The 17,726-nt window shown below is 65.3% G+C and carries 17 protein-coding genes and 1 riboswitch; of the genes, 10 read left to right on the top strand and 7 right to left on the bottom strand.

All coding sequences use genetic code 11. The features are described 5' to 3' along the window. Positions 1-27: 27 nt before the first annotated feature. From HUT07_RS00860 to pnuC, 7 genes are all read left to right on the top strand, one after another. Positions 28-666, top strand: coding sequence for a response regulator transcription factor (locus HUT07_RS00860; RefSeq protein ID WP_176019313.1), 639 nt, complete (start codon positions 28-30; stop codon positions 664-666). A 205-nt stretch (positions 667-871) separates the two neighbouring features. After that, entirely contained in the window at positions 872-1,807 is a 936-nt protein-coding gene (locus tag HUT07_RS00855; RefSeq protein WP_176019312.1) for a hypothetical protein, read from the top strand. Between the two features lie 107 nt (positions 1,808-1,914). Next, positions 1,915-3,939: a peptidoglycan-binding protein gene (locus HUT07_RS00850; RefSeq protein ID WP_176019311.1), complete on the top strand. Its 2,025-nt coding sequence runs from the start codon at positions 1,915-1,917 to the stop codon at positions 3,937-3,939. Between the two features lie 243 nt (positions 3,940-4,182). Further along, on the top strand, positions 4,183-4,584 hold the full coding sequence (locus tag HUT07_RS00845; protein ID WP_176019310.1) for a glycine zipper 2TM domain-containing protein: 402 nt from the start codon (positions 4,183-4,185) through the stop codon (positions 4,582-4,584). 129 nt (positions 4,585-4,713) lie between these two features. Next, complete coding sequence (locus HUT07_RS00840; protein ID WP_176019309.1) at positions 4,714-5,841, top strand: phosphotransferase; 1,128 nt, start codon at positions 4,714-4,716, stop codon at positions 5,839-5,841. A gap of 143 nt (positions 5,842-5,984) precedes the next feature. Further along, a riboswitch (TPP riboswitch) is annotated at positions 5,985-6,080 on the top strand. 70 nt (positions 6,081-6,150) lie between these two features. Next, positions 6,151-8,328, top strand: coding sequence for a TonB-dependent siderophore receptor (locus tag HUT07_RS00835; protein WP_176019308.1), 2,178 nt, complete (start codon positions 6,151-6,153; stop codon positions 8,326-8,328). After that, positions 8,325-8,906 (top strand): nicotinamide riboside transporter PnuC, encoded by a 582-nt coding sequence (pnuC, locus tag HUT07_RS00830; RefSeq protein ID WP_176019307.1) that lies wholly within the window; start codon positions 8,325-8,327, stop codon positions 8,904-8,906. The genes HUT07_RS00835 and pnuC overlap by 4 nt, the downstream gene beginning before the upstream one ends. 184 nt (positions 8,907-9,090) lie before the next feature. Here pnuC and HUT07_RS00825 read toward each other — a convergent pair whose 3' ends face one another. Both HUT07_RS00825 and HUT07_RS00820 read right to left on the bottom strand, forming a co-directional pair. Then, positions 9,091-9,507, bottom strand: coding sequence for a TonB C-terminal domain-containing protein (locus tag HUT07_RS00825; RefSeq protein WP_176022451.1), 417 nt, complete (start codon positions 9,505-9,507; stop codon positions 9,091-9,093). Between the two features lie 166 nt (positions 9,508-9,673). Beyond that, positions 9,674-10,648: a Dyp-type peroxidase gene (locus HUT07_RS00820; protein ID WP_176019306.1), complete on the bottom strand. Its 975-nt coding sequence runs from the start codon at positions 10,646-10,648 to the stop codon at positions 9,674-9,676. Between the two features lie 276 nt (positions 10,649-10,924). On the opposite strand from HUT07_RS00820, the gene HUT07_RS00815 reads away from it, so the two are divergent. After that, positions 10,925-11,854, top strand: coding sequence for a DUF6624 domain-containing protein (locus tag HUT07_RS00815; RefSeq protein ID WP_176019305.1), 930 nt, complete (start codon positions 10,925-10,927; stop codon positions 11,852-11,854). Between the two features lie 18 nt (positions 11,855-11,872). Here the strand turns inward: HUT07_RS00815 and HUT07_RS00810 are convergent, their stop codons facing one another. From HUT07_RS00810 to HUT07_RS00800, 3 genes are all read right to left on the bottom strand, one after another. Next, positions 11,873-12,241, bottom strand: coding sequence for a VOC family protein (locus tag HUT07_RS00810; RefSeq protein WP_176019304.1), 369 nt, complete (start codon positions 12,239-12,241; stop codon positions 11,873-11,875). 69 nt (positions 12,242-12,310) lie between these two features. After that, on the bottom strand, positions 12,311-13,078 hold the full coding sequence (locus HUT07_RS00805; RefSeq protein ID WP_176019303.1) for a helix-turn-helix domain-containing protein: 768 nt from the start codon (positions 13,076-13,078) through the stop codon (positions 12,311-12,313). 116 nt (positions 13,079-13,194) lie between these two features. Continuing rightward, positions 13,195-13,767, bottom strand: coding sequence for an Ax21 family protein (locus tag HUT07_RS00800; protein ID WP_176022450.1), 573 nt, complete (start codon positions 13,765-13,767; stop codon positions 13,195-13,197). A gap of 524 nt (positions 13,768-14,291) precedes the next feature. Here HUT07_RS00800 and HUT07_RS00795 point away from each other — a divergent pair. Then, positions 14,292-14,564, top strand: coding sequence for a hypothetical protein (locus HUT07_RS00795; protein WP_176019302.1), 273 nt, complete (start codon positions 14,292-14,294; stop codon positions 14,562-14,564). 156 nt (positions 14,565-14,720) lie between these two features. Next, on the top strand, positions 14,721-15,422 hold the full coding sequence (locus tag HUT07_RS00790) for a hypothetical protein (RefSeq protein WP_176022449.1): 702 nt from the start codon (positions 14,721-14,723) through the stop codon (positions 15,420-15,422). Positions 15,423-15,480: 58 nt separating this feature from the next. Here HUT07_RS00790 and HUT07_RS00785 read toward each other — a convergent pair whose 3' ends face one another. Next, positions 15,481-16,677 (bottom strand): ATP-binding protein, encoded by a 1,197-nt coding sequence (locus HUT07_RS00785; RefSeq protein ID WP_176019301.1) that lies wholly within the window; start codon positions 16,675-16,677, stop codon positions 15,481-15,483. Between the two features lie 212 nt (positions 16,678-16,889). Next, positions 16,890-17,639, bottom strand: a complete 750-nt coding sequence (locus tag HUT07_RS00780; protein ID WP_217706651.1) for an EAL domain-containing protein — start codon at positions 17,637-17,639, stop codon at positions 16,890-16,892. Positions 17,640-17,726 lie beyond the last annotated feature (87 nt).

Below are 17,726 nucleotides of genomic sequence, written 5' to 3'. Positions count from 1 at the left end.
CCGGCGTGCCGGTGGCCATACTAGAGCATGACCTTGCGCATCATCATCGCAGACGATCACCCCGTGGTCCGCATCGGTACCCGCGCCGTCATCGAGTCCAGCGGCGTTGGCCGGGTCGTGGGCGAGGCAGACAACGCCCAGGCGCTGATGACCCTGCTGGCCACCCAGCCCTGCGACCTGTTGGTCACCGACTATTCGATGCCCGGCAGCCCCCAGGCCGATGGCTTCGCCATGATCGGCATGATCCGCCGCCGCCATCCCGACCTGCCGGTGCTCATGCTCAGTGTCTCCAACAACCTGGCGATCCTGCGCATGGTGCTCGACAGCGGCGTGCTCGGCCTGGTCGACAAGAGTTCGTCGATGGATGAACTGCCGCAGGCGATCCAGGCCGTCTATCGGGGCCAGTCCTACATCAGCCGCAGCCTGCGCGAGCGTGTGGAGGAAGCCGGCAGCTGGCGCATGCGCGAGGGCGATGGCAAACCGTTGTCGCCGCGTGAAGTAGAGGTGCTGCGCCTGCTCGGCACCGGCATGACGGTGAAGGAAATCTCGCTGCAGCTGCACAAGAGCGTCAGCACGATCAGCCGGCAGAAGGGCGATGCCATGCTCAAGCTGGGGCTGAAGGGCGACGCGGAGCTGTTCGACTACCTGCGCGACGGAAAGATCTGAGACGCCGCTCACGGCGCCGTGGGGAGGCCCCTTCCCCCTGCCCCCTGTGATCGCCGTCGCATCTGTGCCATCATCCGCCGCGATGGGCTCTCCTATGCGAGGTCGAAGGAATCGACCGGCTCATCACGACGTTCCCCCTCATCGAGGGCGGGGCGTGTTCTGCGTTGGCCTTCCTGCCCGACGCCCGCAAACCATGGAGAGGTGCATGAAGATCCTTCCGGAATCCCGCTTGGCCCGTGCCCGCCCACGTCTGTGTGCGTCATTCGCCGGCCTGCTCGTTGCGCTGCTTGCCAGCGCCTGCACCCCCTCGACTTCGACCGCGTCACCACAGGGCGCCAACGCGCCACGACAGGATGTTGCCCCGATGCTGAGCTCCGCCACACCCGCCACCACGGCCATCGCCACGCCGCCCGATGCCGGCAGCGTGCTGTATTTCATCTACGACGTCGACGGCGATGGCGCCGTTTCGTATGAAGTCGCCAATGGCAGTGTTGCCACCTTCTGGTTCGGCCACGCCTTCGAACTGGCCGGCACCCGCTATTACACCGGCTTTGCCTGGAACACACCGCAGAAGTACGGCAAGCCCGGCGAAGACGATGTCGGTCCGGACAGCCAGGTCACGCTGACCGAGGCCACCTTCACTCTGACCGGCGACAAGCCGGATCGGCCGTGGGTATTCAAGGGTGCCGAACCCTGGATCGGCACCGTTGGCGCCAACGGCACCGCGCCGGACATCGACAGCAAGCGCAAGCCGCTGGAGTACCGCACCCCGGCCGGCAAGCTGGTGCTGGCGGTGCCGACCAGCACCTTCGCCACCGGTACCAGCATCGAAAGCTATGCCGTACTGCTGTTCAACCCGGACTACGAGAAGTCCGAGGACGGCCAGGTCTGGGCCAGCCTGGGCACGGTGATCACCGGCGAGGACAATTCGGCCGCCTGCGACGACGGCCAGGTGATGCCGTGCGTCAGCAACCAGGGCGTTCTGGCCTTCAACGCCGTCGCCGGCAGCGACCTGCCCACCCTCAGTGTCGCCGCCACCGGCACCACCATTTCCGGCCCGGGCCAGACCCGTGCGCTGGGTGCGGCCGATGCACGCCAGTACCACTACGACACCGCCCGCAAGGCCTACGTCGAACAGTAAGACGCACCACCTCGCAGCACCTGTTGACCGACATGTTGAAGACTCACGGATGAGTCCGGTTGGCGTATCGCGGCAAAGGCCGCTCCATCAACCCCAGAGGAAGTGTCATGGCACAACGTGACTACAGCAGAAAGGAAGTTCTCGACATCATCGAGCAGGTTGCACAGCGCAAGGGCATCGCCAGCGAGGACTTCCTGCGCTTTGCCCACATCGAGACCGGTGGCCGCTTCAACGAACGCGCGCACAACGACAAGACCGATGCCAAGGGCCTGTTCCAGTTCCTGCCGTCGTCGGCCAAGCAGTACGGCCTGAGCGGCCACGAGTACGACCCGACCCGCAACACCGAAGCGGCAGCGGAGATGTTCAAGCGCAACCTGGTGGACATGGAAAAGCGCCATGACCGCACCGGCCACCCGTACCTGTCCGGTGACGAGAAGCCGAGCGGCCTGGACCTGTATCTGGCACACCAGCAGGGCGCGGCCGGCTACGGTTCGATCCAGACCGCGATCGCCACCGGTACGTTCGGCGTCGTGCGCGACGGCCGCGGCGATCTGATCGACATGCGGCCGCGCATCATGGGCCAGATCGGCGGTGACGTGGAAGCGTTGACCGGGCATACGCGCGCCGAGATGCGCACGATGAATAATCGTGACCTGGCCAGCACCTTCGCCCAGTACTACGACCGCAAGTACGACGCGATCAGCATCCCGGAAAAGCACATCGCACCGATCACCGAGGCGCAGGCGCGTCCGGCGCCGGTGCAGGCCGCACCGACCCAGACCGTGACCCCGATCGCGCAGGCAGCTGTTGCCGCCGGTGCCGCAGCCATCGCCGCCACCGCCACGGCTGCCGCCGCCAAGCCGGATGCACCCGGTATTTCGCTGGATGCGGCCTACAACGCGGGCGTGAAGTACGACAACGTCAAGTACGCGATCAACATCGAGGGGCATCGCCTGCATGTCCCCGGTGTATCCGGCAAGAACGTTGCCCAGGGTTACATCGATTGCTCCGGCTGGGTCGGTACGCTGCTCAACAAGACCCAGGATGAGATCAACCAGAAGGCCGGCCACGCGGTGTTCGCCGATGCCGACAAGATCAAGCTGGGCTTCGCCGGTTCGGGCAGCATCGTCGAGCAGGCCTACAAGGACTCGGGCGTGCTGCTCAAGCGCGACGATATCCTCAAGCCGGGCGCGCTGAAGGAAGGCATGGTGATCGGCCTGGATACGGCCAGTACCCAGCACGAGTACTGGAAAGGCATCGACCACATCGTGATGGTGGTGCGTGACCCGAACACCGACACGCTGCTGATCAGCCAGTCCACCGGCAAGCTGGGCGTGCACACGATGCCGGTGGAGGACTACCTCAAGCAGGTGAAGGACCACCCGAACTGGAAGCTGTTCGCCTCCGATCCGCTGCACCAGGCGCGCGAGCTGCTGCAGGACCGCAACCAGGCGCACGAGCAGGTGCAGGCCAAGGGCGCAGCCGAGCCGAAGCCGGCAGCACAGGAGAAGCCGCCGACCAGCAACGAAGTGCATAAGCAGGGCGCGCACGGTGAAGGGGTGCGCAGGGTGCAGGAGCAGCTGGGTCACCTGGGTTACGCCGGTGCCGATGGCAAGCCGCTGGTTGAAGACGGGAAGTTCGGTCGCAACACCGAGGCGGCCGTGCGCCAGCTGCAGAAGGACAACGGTCTGGCAGTGGACGGCATCATCGGCCCGAAGACGCTGGATGCGATCAAGGACGCGCGCGAGCGCCCGCTGCTCAATGACGAGCGCCATCCGCAGAACCCGATGTACAACCAGGCGGTGAAGGGTATGGAAGGCCTGCCGGCAGGCACCTTCAAGGACCGCCATGCACTGGAAGCCGCCGCCGCTGCACTGACCAGGGAGGCGCAGGCCAGCGGCATGCAGCGCATCGACTCGGTGGTGCCCAGCACCAACGGCGAGCGCATGTTTGCCGTACAGGGCACCGCCGGTGACCCGGCCGCATGCCGCGCGGCGGTGGACACCCGCGCTGCCAGCGAGCAGAGCATGGCGCTCAGCAGCGGTGCGGTGCGCGGTGCACCGGATGTCCTGCAGCAACAGGACGCCCAGCAGGAGCAGGTGAAGCAGGCCCAGCGCGCCATGGGCCACTAAGCAACGCCGGGAAGACCAAGGGAAGGGCCGCGTACTGCGGCCCTTTTCCTTTCTGGCAGCTGAGCGGCCGCAGCGCTTTCAGCCTCGCTTCATGCCGCCTGACGCTAGATGAATGCGCAAGCCGCACGGGGATCGCGCGCAATGTTCCGGCAATGTCCGGGCATCAGCGTGGTCCCTACGGCAGCCGGGGCGCCCAATGCCCTCCCTGCCCACCGTGGCATGCACCTCACAGGAGAACCCAACATGCTCAGCACTTCCGCACTCAGCTTCCGTGGTCTGGCGATGGCCCTGGCACTTCTTGCCGGTGTGGCCGTGGTCAGTGATGCCAGCGCGATGTCGAGGAAGGACAAGCGCACCGTGGTCGGTGCCGTCGTCGGCGGCGTGGCGGGTCACCTGATCTCCAACGGCGACCCGGCCGCTACGGTCGGCGGCGCGGTTGCCGGCGGCGCCATCGGCAACCTGACCACGCCCGACCGCCATGATCGCCGGTACGACGGGCGCTATGACCGTCGCTACGACAACCGCCGTTATGACCGGGGCTACAACCGCGGCTATGGCTACGATCGCCGCGACGACCGTCGCTGGCAGCGCGAGCGCCACGACAACCGTTACTACCACGACCGCGGCCGCCATCGCGGCTGGTAAGCGCACCGGCCGCAGGCCGCAGTTGGCGTCCCTGACGGGCGGGTCGATGACCCGCCCGTTTGCGTCTGCGGCGCCCATGGCGTTGAATGCGCAGCCTTGGATGTTCCTTTACTTACCAGCGGCCGTGGCATGACTTCTTCCCCCCATCGCGTGCAGGGCCTCAACAACGACGAGGTCGCCGCCGACTGGCCAGCAATCGACGCGCAGGAGCTCACCTGGCTGGGTGGCCACTTTCCGCAGCTGGGCGCGGACAGCACGCTGCGCTGGCACAGCCCGCGTCCATTGTCGGCCGCGGCCATCGTCGACGGCACGCGCGGTCCGGTCTTCATCAAGCGCCACCACCACAGCGTGCGCAGCGCGGGAAGCCTGGAAGAAGAACATCGCTTCATTGCGCACCTGGCAACTGCCGGCATGCCGGTGGTGCAGGTGCTGGCCAGCAACGGGGGCCGCACCGCACTCGAACACGGCCCGTGGACCTACGAACTGCATGCGGTGGGCGCCGGCAAGGACCTGTATCGCGAGCTGCCGTCATGGTCACCGCTGACCGACATCGCCCAGGCCCGCGAGGCAGGGCGCATGCTGGCCACGCTGCACCGTGCGGCGGCCAGCTACCACGCCCCGCAACGCAGTACCCACCTGCTGGTGGCACGTGACGACCTGATCCGCGCCGATGACCCGATCGCCGCGCTGAAGGCCGACCTCGGCAACCGCCCCGGGTTGGCCCGCTACCTGGCACGCATTGCGTGGGAGGAACAGCTGCGCCGCGACGTACTGCCCTGGCACCAGGGCCTGGCCACGCGCCTGCAGTGCGAACCTCGGCTGTGGGCGCACAACGACTGGCACGTTTCCAATCTGCTGTGGAACGACGAGGGCACGATTGCCACGGTGCTCGATTTCGGCCTGGCCTCACCGACCAGCGCGCTGTTCGACCTGGCCACCGCGATCGAACGCAATGCGGTGGCCTGGCTGCAACTGGAGCGTGGCGACGACGCTGTGCACATCGATATCGCCCTGGCCCTGCTGGAAGGCTATCGGCAGGAACTGCCGCTGTCGCCCACGCGCGTGCACCTGCTGGCCGACCTGCTGCCGATGGTGCATTTCGACTTCGCACTGTCCGAAGTGGAGTACTTCGAGGGTGTCACCGGCTCCACCGCGAATGCAGACGTGGCCTGGCAGCCCTTCATGCTCGGGCATCCGGCGTGGTTCGCCACGGCCCCCGGCCAGGCCCTGCTGGCGGCCCTGCACGCCGCCGCGTGAGCCACGAGCTGGGTACTCGGTAGATCGACGCCATGCGTCGATGAGGCGCTCGGCCGTGGCCAGATGCCTTTCCGCTGGAAAGAGATCTGGTCCCGCCTGAAGGGTGGCGGCTCGCAAATCCGTACCATTTGTAGTGAAATGGTGACCTGAAGCGGGGGTGCCTGGATCTGCCAGGCTGAGAGAGTCCCTTGGAACCTGATCCGGTTTGCACCGGCGTAGGGAGCTTTGAGCCGCAGCCACACCCCCGTCATGGGCCGGTGCACCTGCGCGCCGTCGCTTCGTCTCCCTTGTTGTCTGAAGACGAATCGAATGAACCGCTGCCTGCGCCCCACCCTGCTCGCCCTTGCCCTCTGTGCTGCCCTGCCGCTGTACGCCAGCGAGGCCGGCACCGACACCGTTGATGCGCCCTCTTCGCCCACCGAACTGGCGGCAGTACGCGTGCAGGCCGGCAAGCCGGCCACCGACACCTCGCGCCTCAGCGCATTCGGCGGCGGCTCCTGGAAGGACACGCCCGCCTCGGTAAACGTGCTGGGGCGCGACTACCTCGACCGTCGCCAGGTGCGTTCGCTGTCCGAGCTGGCCAGCAACGATGCCTCGCTGGGCGATGCCTATGCACCGGTGGGCTACTACCAGAACATCGCCATCCGCGGCTTCGCGCTGGATGCGGCCACCGGCTACCGCTTCAACGGCATGTCCATCGCCGGCGAACAGCGCCTGGCGCTGGAGAACATCCAGGACGTGCAGATCCTCAAGGGCGAAGCCGGCCTGGCGGCGGGCGTGATGGCCCCCGGCGGCATCATCAACTACGTGGGCAAGCGCCCGGCAGAAGTGCGCACGGTCACCCTGGGCACCGATTCGGAGGGCTCGCGCTATGCCGCCGTGGATGTCGGTCACTGGCTGACCCCGCGCTTTGGCGTCCGTTTCAATGCCGCGTGGGATGCCAGTGATTCCTACGTCGAGCATGCCGACGGCCGCCGCAACTTCTATTCGCTGGCCACCGACTGGCTGATCGGCGAACACGGCAAGCTGGAAGTGGACGCCAACTACCAGACCAGCTCGCAGCGCTCGGTGTCCGGCTTCCAGCTGCTGGGCGCACGCGACCTTCCGCGCGGCGTCGACCGCGAGCGCCTGCTCGGCTACCAGCCGTGGCAGCGGCCGGTGGACATCGCCAGCACCAACATCACCGCCCTGCATACCTACGACTTCAACGATGCCTGGCAGTCGCGGCTGTCGATCGGCCACAGCCGCTCAGTGATCGATGACAACGTCGCCTTCGCCTACGGCTGCTACTACACCGCAGGGTGCGCAGACGGCAGCGTACCGGGCAACTATTTCGCCCCCAACGGCGACTACGACATCTACGACTACCGCAGCCCGGATGACACCCGCCGCAACCAGCAGGCGCGTGCCGAACTGCGCGGCAGCTTCGACACCGGCAGCATCAGCCACCAGCTGAGCATCGGCGCGGACTACTTCCGCCGCACCGTCGACAAGCGCCCCAGCGTCAACGAGTACGTCGGCAGTGCCAACATCCACGACGCGCAGGTGCCGGTGTTCGAGCCCTCCCCGAAGATGCCGGGTGCATCGGCACGGCGCCTGGACAGCCGCCAGACCGCATTCTTCGCACTGGACCGGATGAGCTTCGGCGATGACTGGCAGTGGCTGGCCGGCGGCCGCTTCGTGCGCCTGGACGAGCGCGCCTACGACAAGCGCGGCACGCCGCAGCGCCACAGCCGCCTGTCGCGCTTCCTGCCGCAGACCGCGCTGGTGTGGAAGGCCACCGATCAGCTCAACGCCTACGCCAGCTACGTGCGCGGCATCTCGCTGGGCCAGGAAGCACCGTTCTGGACGTCCAACGCCGATACCTTCCTGCCGTCGATGCAGTCGCGACAGCTGGAAGTGGGCGTGAAGTACATGCCGGTAGACGCCCTCACCCTGGGCGCCGCAGTGTTCCGCACCACTCAGCCCTACCAGTACGCAAAGCCGGACGGCAGTGATGCCGGCTACACCTTCGTCGAAGAAGGCCAGCAGACCCATACCGGGCTGGAGCTGACCGCCAACGGCCAACTGACTGACGCGCTGCAGATCGTCGCCAGCGCCAGCGTGCTGCAGGCGCGCGCCCGCGACACCGGCACCCCGGCCTATGAAGGCCATCAGCTGGTGAACGTGCCGAAGGTGCGCGCCAGCGTGCACCTGGCCTACGCGCTGCCGTTCGTTGAAGGCCTGGATGTGACCGGTGGCTGGCGCTATGCCGCCGCCAACGTCGCCCGCGCCGATGGTGCTGTACGTGCACCGGACTATTCGGTGTTCGACGCCGGCCTGCGCTTCCAGCACCGCCTGCACGAGCGTGCCGTGACCTGGAACCTGTCGGTGGACAACCTGTTCAACCGTTTCTACTGGCGCGACACCGGCAGCAGCGGCGGTGACTACTACCTGTTCCCGGGTGCGCCGCGACAGGCTCGCCTGTCGGTGACGTTCGCGCTGTGAGCGGCGTCGCGCTCGAGTGGACCGCCGCCTTCTTCAGCATCCTCGGGGTGTGGTTGATGGCAAAGCGTCGGCTGGCCGCGTGGCCGGTCGGCCTGCTGTCGGTCGCGCTGTACGGCGCGGTGTTCGCCGAGGCCAAGCTGTACTCGGATACGCTGCTGCAGGTCGCCTTCGGTGGATTCCTGGTCTACGGCTGGATCAACTGGCGCCAGCACGCGGCCGATGAAGGCAGCATCCGCATCGTGCCGTTGGCGCGCGGGACGCTGCTGCGCGACCTCGCCATCGGCCTGTGTGGCGGCGTCGCGCTTGGCGCCGGCATGCACACCTTCACCGATGCGGCACTGCCATGGCTGGATGCGATGCTGACCGCGCTGAGCCTGGTCGGACAGTGGTGGCAGGCACGCCGACACGCGGCCTGCTGGTGGGTGTGGATCGTGGTGGACGTGGTCTACGTGGGCGCGTACCTGTTCAAGTCGCTGCACGTGACGGCCGCGTTGTACGTGTTCTTCCTCGGCCTGGCCGTGTTCGGTCTGCGCGCGTGGAGCGCAGCCGCGCGCGAGCCGCAGGCGGCAATGCAGTAGAGCCACGCCATGCGTGGCTGTTGTGGGCAATCGGCACGCGATCCACGCATGGCGTGGATCTACGGGTAGTCGCCAACCTTGGTTGGCAGCTGCCAAACGCAACCACACCTGCGGAAACACAGCAGAGCCACGCCATGCGTGGCTGTTGCGGGTGATCGGCGCACCATCCACGCATGGCGTGGATCTACTGGGTCAGCACCAGCCCCAACCGCAGCGGCTGGCGCATGTCCTTTGGCGGTGCCGCCGGCAACGGCGTGGCCTGCAGCGTCGCGCGCAGATCGGCATCCACCTGGGCATGACCCAGGCTGTCGAATTCCAGTTTGGAGATCGCGCCATCGCGGGCGATCCACACGCTCACCACCAGCGGTGCCGGCGTATCGGGATGCTCCTGCAGCCAGGCCAGCACACGCTGCGCCTGCGGATCCTGTTCCTGCTGCAGGCGCTGCTGCAGTTCGCCGCTGACGGAGGCGGCATAGGCCATCCAATGCGCAGGCGCGTCCTGTGCGGACACGCTGGCGCTGCCCAGCGCCAGCAGGCCCAGCAACCATGCCAACGGGCGCCAGCCACGGCGCGTGCTGCGCCTGTTGCCTGCAGAAACCATCACCCACGTCTCCACTGCCGTCCAACGCATCATGGTCGGTGCTGTAGATGACAGGCAGATGGCGGTCCCTGCCGCAGTAGAGCCACGCCATGCGTGGCTGTTCTGGGCAACCGGTTGATCCATCCACGCATGGCGTGGATCTACCTGGCTGCCCCACCCGGCATGATCAGTCGCCCAGGTCGGCCAGCACTTTGCGCGAGGGGGCGAAGAAGGTGACGCCGGTAGTCGCGGTGGAGAAATCGAGGATGCGGTCGTGCAACGGCGCGGGATTGCCGATGAACATCCGCTCCAGCATCTGCTCGATCACCCACAGCCGACGCGTGTAGCCGATGAAGTAGGTGCCGTACTCGCCGCGCCCCGGGTTGGCGAAGGGCATGTTGTCGCGCAGGATCTCGTGCTCGCCGTCGGCATCCTCGATGGTGCACAGTGTCTTGTGCGACTTCTGCGCGTCGGCCGGCGCGTCGTCCAGCTCGATGTTGTCGTGCTTGGTGCGGCCGATGATCGCTTCCTGCGCCTCGGTCTTCTGCGCACGCCAGGCATCGAGGTTGTGCAGGTATTTCTGCACCACCACGTAGCTGCCACCGGCATGGTCGGGATCTTCGTCGCCGACGATGGTCGCCTCCGGTAGCGACAGGCCTTCGGGGTTGGCGGTACCGTCGACGAAATCGAGCAGGTCGCGGCCGTCGAAGTAACGGAAACCGGCCACGTCATCCACCGCTTCCACGGCATCACCGAAGGCCAGCAGCAGGTTCTTCTCGAACGCTACGATCAGGTCCATCGTGCGTGCACGGATGTGGTACAGCAGATCGCCCGGCGTGGACACCGCAGTGTGCACAGCACCCTTCACTTCCTGGAACTGCTTCAACTCGCGCGGCGGCGTGCTGCCCACCAGTGGCGCCCACACGCGGTGGCCGATGGCCACGTTGCAGGTGAAGGTACGCCCGATCTCGCGGATGGCAGTGTTCTTGATCAGATCATCGGTGCTGGCCAGCACCTCGCGCACTTTCGCCAGCGATGCCTCATCGTCCTTCACCGCCAGCACCAGGAACGCGGCCGAATGGGTCAGCGGCGCGGTGATCTGCTGCGGCTCGTTGTCGAGCGTGTGGTTGAGGGCGGTGATGGGGGCGGGCTGGGCGTTCACGGCAGTTCCTGCTGGCTTGAGGCGGGCACATCGCATGGGGCGATGTGCGGGCGATCATAGCGGAACGGCCTTGCCGGCGACGGAGCGGTTCTCAGTTCGCGGCGAGCGTGAGCCATCCGCTGGCAAGCGCGTGCGCCTGTTGTTCAGTGTCGGTGATCGAATGCTCCGGCTGCTCTGGCCGCCTGTCCATTTGAGGCCTCGCCACGACACTGCTAGCCTGCAGACATGCGGCCTGCAAGGGCTCGCCATCCACGCACTTCACGGAGGAAGCAGTCGATGGTCCACTCACCGATGCAATGGAAGCATGCGCCCGTTGCTGCAGCGCTGGCGTTGCTGCTGGCCATCCCGATGCAGATTCGAGCCGCCAACGAAGGCCCCTTCTTCAGCGCGCTCGAACGCTATGGCGCCGATGACTTCAGCGGATGTGCGCAGTTGCTGGATGATCTGTTGCAACGTGGAGGCCGTTTTCCCGAGGGTGGCGAACTGCTGCTGGTTGAATGCACGGCAGCGGCCGGCGAGCGGGTAAAAGCGATGAACTACGTAACCACCTTGCTCCCCAGCGGCAGGCTGTCGTTCGATGACCTGCTGCACAAGGACCGGCCGGGATTGAATGCACTGCGCGACGACCCGGCGTGGCCGGACATGCACAAGCAGGTGCTGGCCGCCGAGCAGCGGCGCCTCGCATTGCTGGACGCGCCCCTGCGCAGGGAACTGCTGGAGCGCGCCGAGCGCGATCAGGCGGCACAGCATGTGGCTGTCGACGCTGGCGGTGGCGAGGCATTCAAAGCGACAGCTCCAGTGATCAAGGCCAACGCCGATTGGCTGAAATCGGTGGTAGCCGACAAGGGTTGGCCGACGTATGCCCTGGCCGGACATGATGGCGCCAAAGCCGCGTGGCTGCTGGTCCAGCACGCCGATCACGATCCCGTGTTCCAGGCCGATATGTTGCCGTTGATCGAGAAGGCCGCCAAAGCCGGTGAAGCTGATCCCGCCGATCTGGCACTGCTGACTGATCGCGTGCTGCTGGCGCAGGGCAAACCGCAGCGCTATGGCAGCCAGTTCACACAGGCCGATGATGGCGCGATGGAACTTCGCCCCACCGAAGACATGGAAGGCTTGGATGCGCGCCGCGAGGCGATGGGGCTGCAGCCACTGGCGCAGTACAAGGCCACGCTCGCAGAGATGTACCGCAGGCCCGTCCGCTAGCTCCGGGGCAACCAAGGCTCAGCCTTGGTCGCTCCATACCGCCAGCACGTAACCGTCCAGATCGCGGAAGTGGAAGCGACGGCCACCGGGGAAGGCGAATACGGCCTGCACGATTTCGCCGCCGGCGGCGAGGATACGCTGCTGTGCAGCGGCCAGATCCGAACAGTAGAGAATCACCAGCGCGCCTCCCGTGGCGGTCACCGCCTCGTCAGCGACGAAGCCCCCTTTGAGGCGGCCATCATCGAACTCGGTATAGGCCGGGCCGTAATCGGTGAAGGACCAGCCGAAGACCTGCCCATAGAACTGCTTGCTGCGGGCAATGTCGGCGACGTTGAACTCGATGTTGTCGATGCGCCGTTCGGCATCGGTGGTGTCTGCGTGGCTCATGGTGCGGCTCCGTGGTTGGAGCGCCCAGCATCGGTCAGGCGTGGGCTACGGTCTTGAACGAAACGGCCATCAACGCCCCCACTCCTGGCGCAGCGCACTGGCGGTCAGGCCGGACAGCTCGCGTGCCTCGCGGCTGAGGTGCGCCTGGTCGGCATAGCCCGCCTCTGCGGCCAGCATCGCCAGACTGTGCGCGGGCTGCGCCTGGCTGCAGCGCAGGAACCGCTGCAGGCGCAGGATCCGCTCCAGCGACTTTGCGCCGTAACCGAACTGCGCCTGGCTGAAGCGACGCAGGGTGCGCGGACTCATCGCCAGATGTGCGGCGAGTGCGTCGATGCTGGCGTCGCCCTTGGAAGCGTGCGCGAACAGTGCATGCGCACGCCGCGTCTGTTCGTCCGTCACGGCCGCAGGCATGTTCTGTTGCAGGCAGTCGGCCAACCGCTGCAGGCGCCGCTCGGGCGCGGCATCACCGACCGAGGCCGCCGCCTGCGTCGCCCAGTGGGCATTGAATTCGATCAGCGGCACGGCCTGACCGACGATGTCGGACAAGTCGATGCCGAGCGCAGCCGATGCCTGCCCTGGGCGGAAGCGCGCGCCCAGCACCTGCGCACCGGGCGCCAGCTGAGGGTGTGCGGCAGTACGATCGGGCCCCACGACGAACAGCGCACCATCACGCCAGAGGATATCCACGCAGCCGTCAGGCAGCACGGTGATGCTGCCGCTGGCGTCGGCTGACAACTGGCTCTGCCAGAGCTGGCCGAACTGGCCACGCAGCGGTGCAGGGGCCAGGTGTTCCTGGTAGGCCGTGCCGGTGCCAGCGAGAGAGGAGGATTCGCCCATGCCCCATTGTGGCAAACCAATGCCTGAAAAAAAGAAGCCCGGCACGAGGCCGGGCTTCCGATGGCGTATGGGAGAGAGGTCACACGCCACTTACACGCACTAACGACAGGCGTTTGTTACCAGCTGAAGCGCGGGCCCACGAACCACTCGCGGTCGCCGGCCTTGGCCAGCTTCACTTCGCCACTCAGGCCCCAGTTCTGGTTGAACTTGGCGGTGGCGCCGACGCGGCCGTAGAACTCGCCGTCCGGGTTGATGCCGTGCTTCTTGCTGTAATCCTCGTAACCGGCCAGCGCATAGCCTTCCAGGTACGGGTTGAACGCGGTGCGCACGCCCACTTCAGTGGAGTAGCCGTTGAAGTCCAGGCCGTGCTTCATATCGAACTTCTGGTACGCAACACGAGCCACCAGGTCGGTGTTCGGTGCGATGCCGTAGTTGTAGCCGGCACCGATGCGCCACTGGGCGACATCGTTCTTGAAGGTGTCGGTTTCCTGCTTGCTGTAGTCACCGAAGACATGGAAGTTCGGGTGCACGGCAACCGAGCCCTTCACGCCCCAGCCATCAGCGTCGCCTCCCTTGGCATCGGTGTTCACATAGCCGCCTTCAACGTAGTTGTACGACAGACCATCGGCAGCCGATGCGGCGAACGGCAGCGCGGCCAACAGACCCAGGGCAAGCAGCGAATTCTTGATCATCGGGATACACCTTTAATTATTTTGGTTTCGTCGAACGCCCCTCGGGAGGGGAGGGAGGAGAGGCGTTCGACAGGTGTGAATTATCCGTTTGCTGATGAAATCAGCCCTGAATATTGAACTGACCGGTACATGAATGAGGTTCCTGTTCAGGGAACTCTCGATGCGGTATGTAGTAGCCCGCGGGATGCAGGAAGTCGCGTGTGACTGTTTGGTCGTACTGATCGCCGATGAGGACAGCACATGTGGCAGTGCGATGCGCGCGTCGATGTTCCGCAATGCTCATCTGCGCCCATTCATTAGGACAGCGTGAGCCTGCTTCATCCTGATGAATTGGCTGTATCGAAGCGGCGCAAGGGCATCCACCGATGCAGCACTGCTCGCGTGTTCCCGCTTGTTAAGGTTGGCTGCTTGCCGCACCTTCACAGCCCATCCACGTCTTCCAACTGCAGCTGAAAGCACTTCGCAGCGCCGGGAACAAACGCCGCTATATTCCAGACTCCCCAGACGAAGGAGGGAGTGGAATGTTCCTGACCAAGCAGCAATTGAACGCGGCACGTGCCGTCACCGTAGCCATCGTTGCTACCGTAAGCCTCGGTGCTTGCGCCACCTACAAAGACGAGTTCGCAACGATCAACTCACGTCTCGACCAGCTCGACGTGAAGGTGCAGGGCGCGGCGCAGAGCGCCGAATCCGCCAACCAGTCCGCACAGCAGGCCAACCAGCGTCTGGATCAGATTGAAGGCCGCGTCCAGCAGCTCGAAAGGGCGCCCGCCGGCCGCAAGCCGCGCGGTTAACCGCTCTCCCACCCACATTGATGAACGCTTGAACCAGACACCAGTGGCCTTCGCCGGCTACTGGTGTCTTTCAGCCTCTCGGTTTTCATCCGAAGGAGCCGTCCCATTCGTACGTACTCACTCCCTGCACGCCGGGCCGTGTCGGCCGCGCTGACCATCGCGCTGGCGTTGGCAGGTACCAACGTGGCCAGTGCCAAGAATGGCAAGGAAGCAAAAGAAGCACCTGCCGCAGAAACGGCGAACGCCGCCGATGAACTTCCGCAGGGCCAGGAAGTATCCGAAACCGTGATTGCACTGGCCGGCTGGGTAGTCGCCAGCAAAGACAACCAGGGCTATCCGTTCGCGATCATGGACAAGGCGGCAGCACAGGTCCTGGTCTTCGGCGGTGACGGCAAGCTGCGCGGCGCGGCACCTGCGCTGTTTGGTTCGGCCATCGGCGATCACTCGGCCCCCGGTGTCGCCAAGCTCGCATTGAGCGCGATTCCAGGCCACGACCGCACCACCCCGGCCGGCCGTTTCATTGGCGGCTATGGCCCGTCCGAGGACGCTGGACGCGTGCTGTGGGTGGATTACGATTCCGCCGTGTCCATGCACCCGCTCCCCCCGGGCACCCCGAAAGAGAAGCGCAGCGAACGACTGGCCTCCGCCACGCCGGACGACAACCGTGTCACCCACGGCTGCATCAACGTCTCGCCCGCGTTCTATGAGCAGATCGTGCAGTCCACGTTCGAGAAGGGTGGCGTGTTCTACGTGCTGCCGGACAAGGACTCGATCGAGGAAACGTTCCCAGAGTTCGCGCAGAGTCGCGCGGCTGCGAAGGGCGACGATGAGAAGGACGCACGCCACGCCCGCAAATGAAGCGCGGCTGTGAAGGCTGAGGAAGCAGTCGCGTCAGACCGCAGCGAGGAGTGCTTCTTTACGGAAGCTCCAGCCTGGGCATCTTGAACGTGAACAAGGTGCCGGTGGCCGCGCTGGACTGCACCTCCAGCGTGCCGCCATGAGCGCGCGCAATCTCCGACGCAATGTAGATGCCGAGGCCGAGGCCGGGCCGTGGCTGCTCACTCTTCTCGCGAGAGAACGGACTGAATATGGCGTCCATCCTCTCTGATGGAATGTGTCCGTCGTTGTGTACGTCGAGCGTAAGCATTTCGGACGTGGCGTTGACGGTCAGCGCAATTGGCGACGAGCGCGCTCCGTGTTCGGCTGCATTGGTGAGCAGGTTGGCCAGGAGCTGCGCCAATCTGCTTGGATCACAGACCACGCCGCCGTCCATCTGCATGCAGACCTTGATGTCCTGGCGACCGGTGGCGATTGCCACCTCTTCTGCGACCCTTTTCAGATCTTCTTCCAGCGTACTGATCAGCTGCAGCGCGATGGGAATACCGCCGCCCAGACGCCCCCTGGCGAAATCAAGCACGTCGTTGATCAGTCCATCCATTCTGGCAACGCCTGAGGCGATGTGCGCGAGCATCCGCTGCTGACGCTCAGTACCTGCCTCACATGCCAGCGAATCCGCAGCCATGCTGATTGCCTGCAGAGGACTGCGCAGGTCATGACCCAGCACTGCAATGAACTGGTCGCGCAGGTCGGCGACGCGGTGCGCGTCGGAGAGCGCGGTTTCCGCTCGCTCAAGGCGATCTTCCTTGTCGAGGTAACTTCCTACCAGGTCGGCCAGCAGCTCCATGGATCGTTGGACATGGGCTACGTCGAAGTTGGCCGGTGCTGAATCAATTGCGCAGAGGGTGCCGAAGAAGCTGCCGTCCGGCCGATGGATGGGAACGGACGCATAGCTCTCAAGCCCGTAGATCCGCGGCGTGTGATGCGTGGCGTAAACCGGGTGCTTGCTCGCATGCGCAAATACCACCGACGTCGCCGACTGCCTGATCTCATCGCAGATGGTCGTCTCGAGCACCAGTTGGCCACCCGGAACAAGCCCAAACCCCAGGGTGTCGAACGTGGCGCACGCGGTCCAGGTGGTCTGGGTCACGCGGGCAATGGCGGTGAATCGTGAGCCCGTGATGTGGGCTACGGTCTCCAGGATTCGCGGCACGGCCTGGATGCGACCAATCTCGGCGATGTCGTCCAGCAGATGGGGGTCCGTCAGCTTCTGCATGGTCGGTCGTCCGGTGGGCAGCGCATCATCCCATGGAACCCGGGCGAAGGTTGATGCGAGGGCGATTGCCGCCTTTTCAGGCCAAGCCGCGACGGGCCCGGGGTCGAATACCCGGATCTGCCAGGCCAACCCATGAGTCGGCACGGGCATGGGGAAGGCAGGCGTGCCTCAGGCGGCCACACCTGACCGGGATCGGACGCGCCGTGTGCCGATCACATTGCCCAGGTGATATCAGCCTCGCGGGCAGCAGACTCGAACTGCGGCCGACCGAACCAGTAGCCTTGCATCAGGCTGATGCCGAGATCAGACAGGCAGTGCGCCTCATCGCGGGTTTCTATGCCCTCGGCAATGACATTGATGGCCAGTTGCTCGCACATGGACACCACGCCCGCTACGATCGCGCGACGCGAGGGGCTATGGTCGATTCCCCGGATCAGCGCCATATCCAGCTTGACCATGTCCGGCTGGAAGTCGGCCAGCAGATTCAGGCCGGCAAAACCGGCACCGAAATCATCAATGGCCGTCTTGAAGCCGATACGTTTGTACTCGCTCAGGATCTCGGCCAACCATTTTCCATCGCTGATCTGCTCTCCCTCCACAGTTTCAAAGATGATTCGCTCAACAGGAAAACCATGCCGATCCGCAGCTTGCAGCGTGGAACGGATGCACACCTCGGGCCGATAGATGGCATTGGGCAGAAAATTGATTGAAAGATGAGAGCGCAGATTCAACGACGCCGCGATCCGGATCGCCTTCTCACGGCAGGCTTGGTCGAACGAATAACGGTTCTCCGCGGTGATACGTGACAGCACCGAACCTGCGGGCTCTCCGGCCGGACCGCGGACCAGCGCTTCATGCGCGAACACCTTGCGTGCATGCACATCGACGATCGGCTGGAATGCGTAACTGAATTCGAACTGCAGCGGATCCGCATCGCGGCACTGTGCACATCCGGCGCGCATATCGGAGGGAGGCATGCGGTTGATTCCATGTTCGGGCTAACGCCACGAGAATAGCCGACGCCCATCAGCGCCATGTGGAGGCCATCG

The sequence above is a fragment of the Stenotrophomonas sp. NA06056 genome (genome assembly GCF_013364355.1).
Lineage (GTDB): Bacteria > Pseudomonadota > Gammaproteobacteria > Xanthomonadales > Xanthomonadaceae > Stenotrophomonas.
The sequence above is the reverse complement of the archived record's forward strand: the minus strand, read 5'-3'. Positions and strand labels throughout refer to the sequence as shown.

What these genes read in the sequence shown, in the direction of transcription:
- HUT07_RS00855 (WP_176019312.1), top strand. Translation starts at nt 872, where the DNA reads ATGAAGATCCTTCCGGAATCCCGCTTGGCCCGTGCCCGCCCACGTCTG.
- HUT07_RS00825 (WP_176022451.1), bottom strand. Translation starts at nt 9,507, where the DNA reads ATGGTTTCTGCAGGCAACAGGCGCAGCACGCGCCGTGGCTGGCGCCCG.
- HUT07_RS00815 (WP_176019305.1), top strand. Translation starts at nt 10,925, where the DNA reads ATGGTCCACTCACCGATGCAATGGAAGCATGCGCCCGTTGCTGCAGCG.
- HUT07_RS00780 (WP_217706651.1), bottom strand. Translation starts at nt 17,639, where the DNA reads ATGCGCGCCGGATGTGCACAGTGCCGCGATGCGGATCCGCTGCAGTTC.
- HUT07_RS00805 (WP_176019303.1), bottom strand. Translation starts at nt 13,078, where the DNA reads ATGGGCGAATCCTCCTCTCTCGCTGGCACCGGCACGGCCTACCAGGAA.
- HUT07_RS00795 (WP_176019302.1), top strand. Translation starts at nt 14,292, where the DNA reads ATGTTCCTGACCAAGCAGCAATTGAACGCGGCACGTGCCGTCACCGTA.
- HUT07_RS00810 (WP_176019304.1), bottom strand. Translation starts at nt 12,241, where the DNA reads ATGAGCCACGCAGACACCACCGATGCCGAACGGCGCATCGACAACATC.
- HUT07_RS00850 (WP_176019311.1), top strand. Translation starts at nt 1,915, where the DNA reads ATGGCACAACGTGACTACAGCAGAAAGGAAGTTCTCGACATCATCGAG.
- HUT07_RS00785 (WP_176019301.1), bottom strand. Translation starts at nt 16,677, where the DNA reads ATGCAGAAGCTGACGGACCCCCATCTGCTGGACGACATCGCCGAGATT.
- HUT07_RS00840 (WP_176019309.1), top strand. Translation starts at nt 4,714, where the DNA reads ATGACTTCTTCCCCCCATCGCGTGCAGGGCCTCAACAACGACGAGGTC.
- HUT07_RS00845 (WP_176019310.1), top strand. Translation starts at nt 4,183, where the DNA reads ATGCTCAGCACTTCCGCACTCAGCTTCCGTGGTCTGGCGATGGCCCTG.
- HUT07_RS00860 (WP_176019313.1), top strand. Translation starts at nt 28, where the DNA reads ATGACCTTGCGCATCATCATCGCAGACGATCACCCCGTGGTCCGCATC.
- HUT07_RS00835 (WP_176019308.1), top strand. Translation starts at nt 6,151, where the DNA reads ATGAACCGCTGCCTGCGCCCCACCCTGCTCGCCCTTGCCCTCTGTGCT.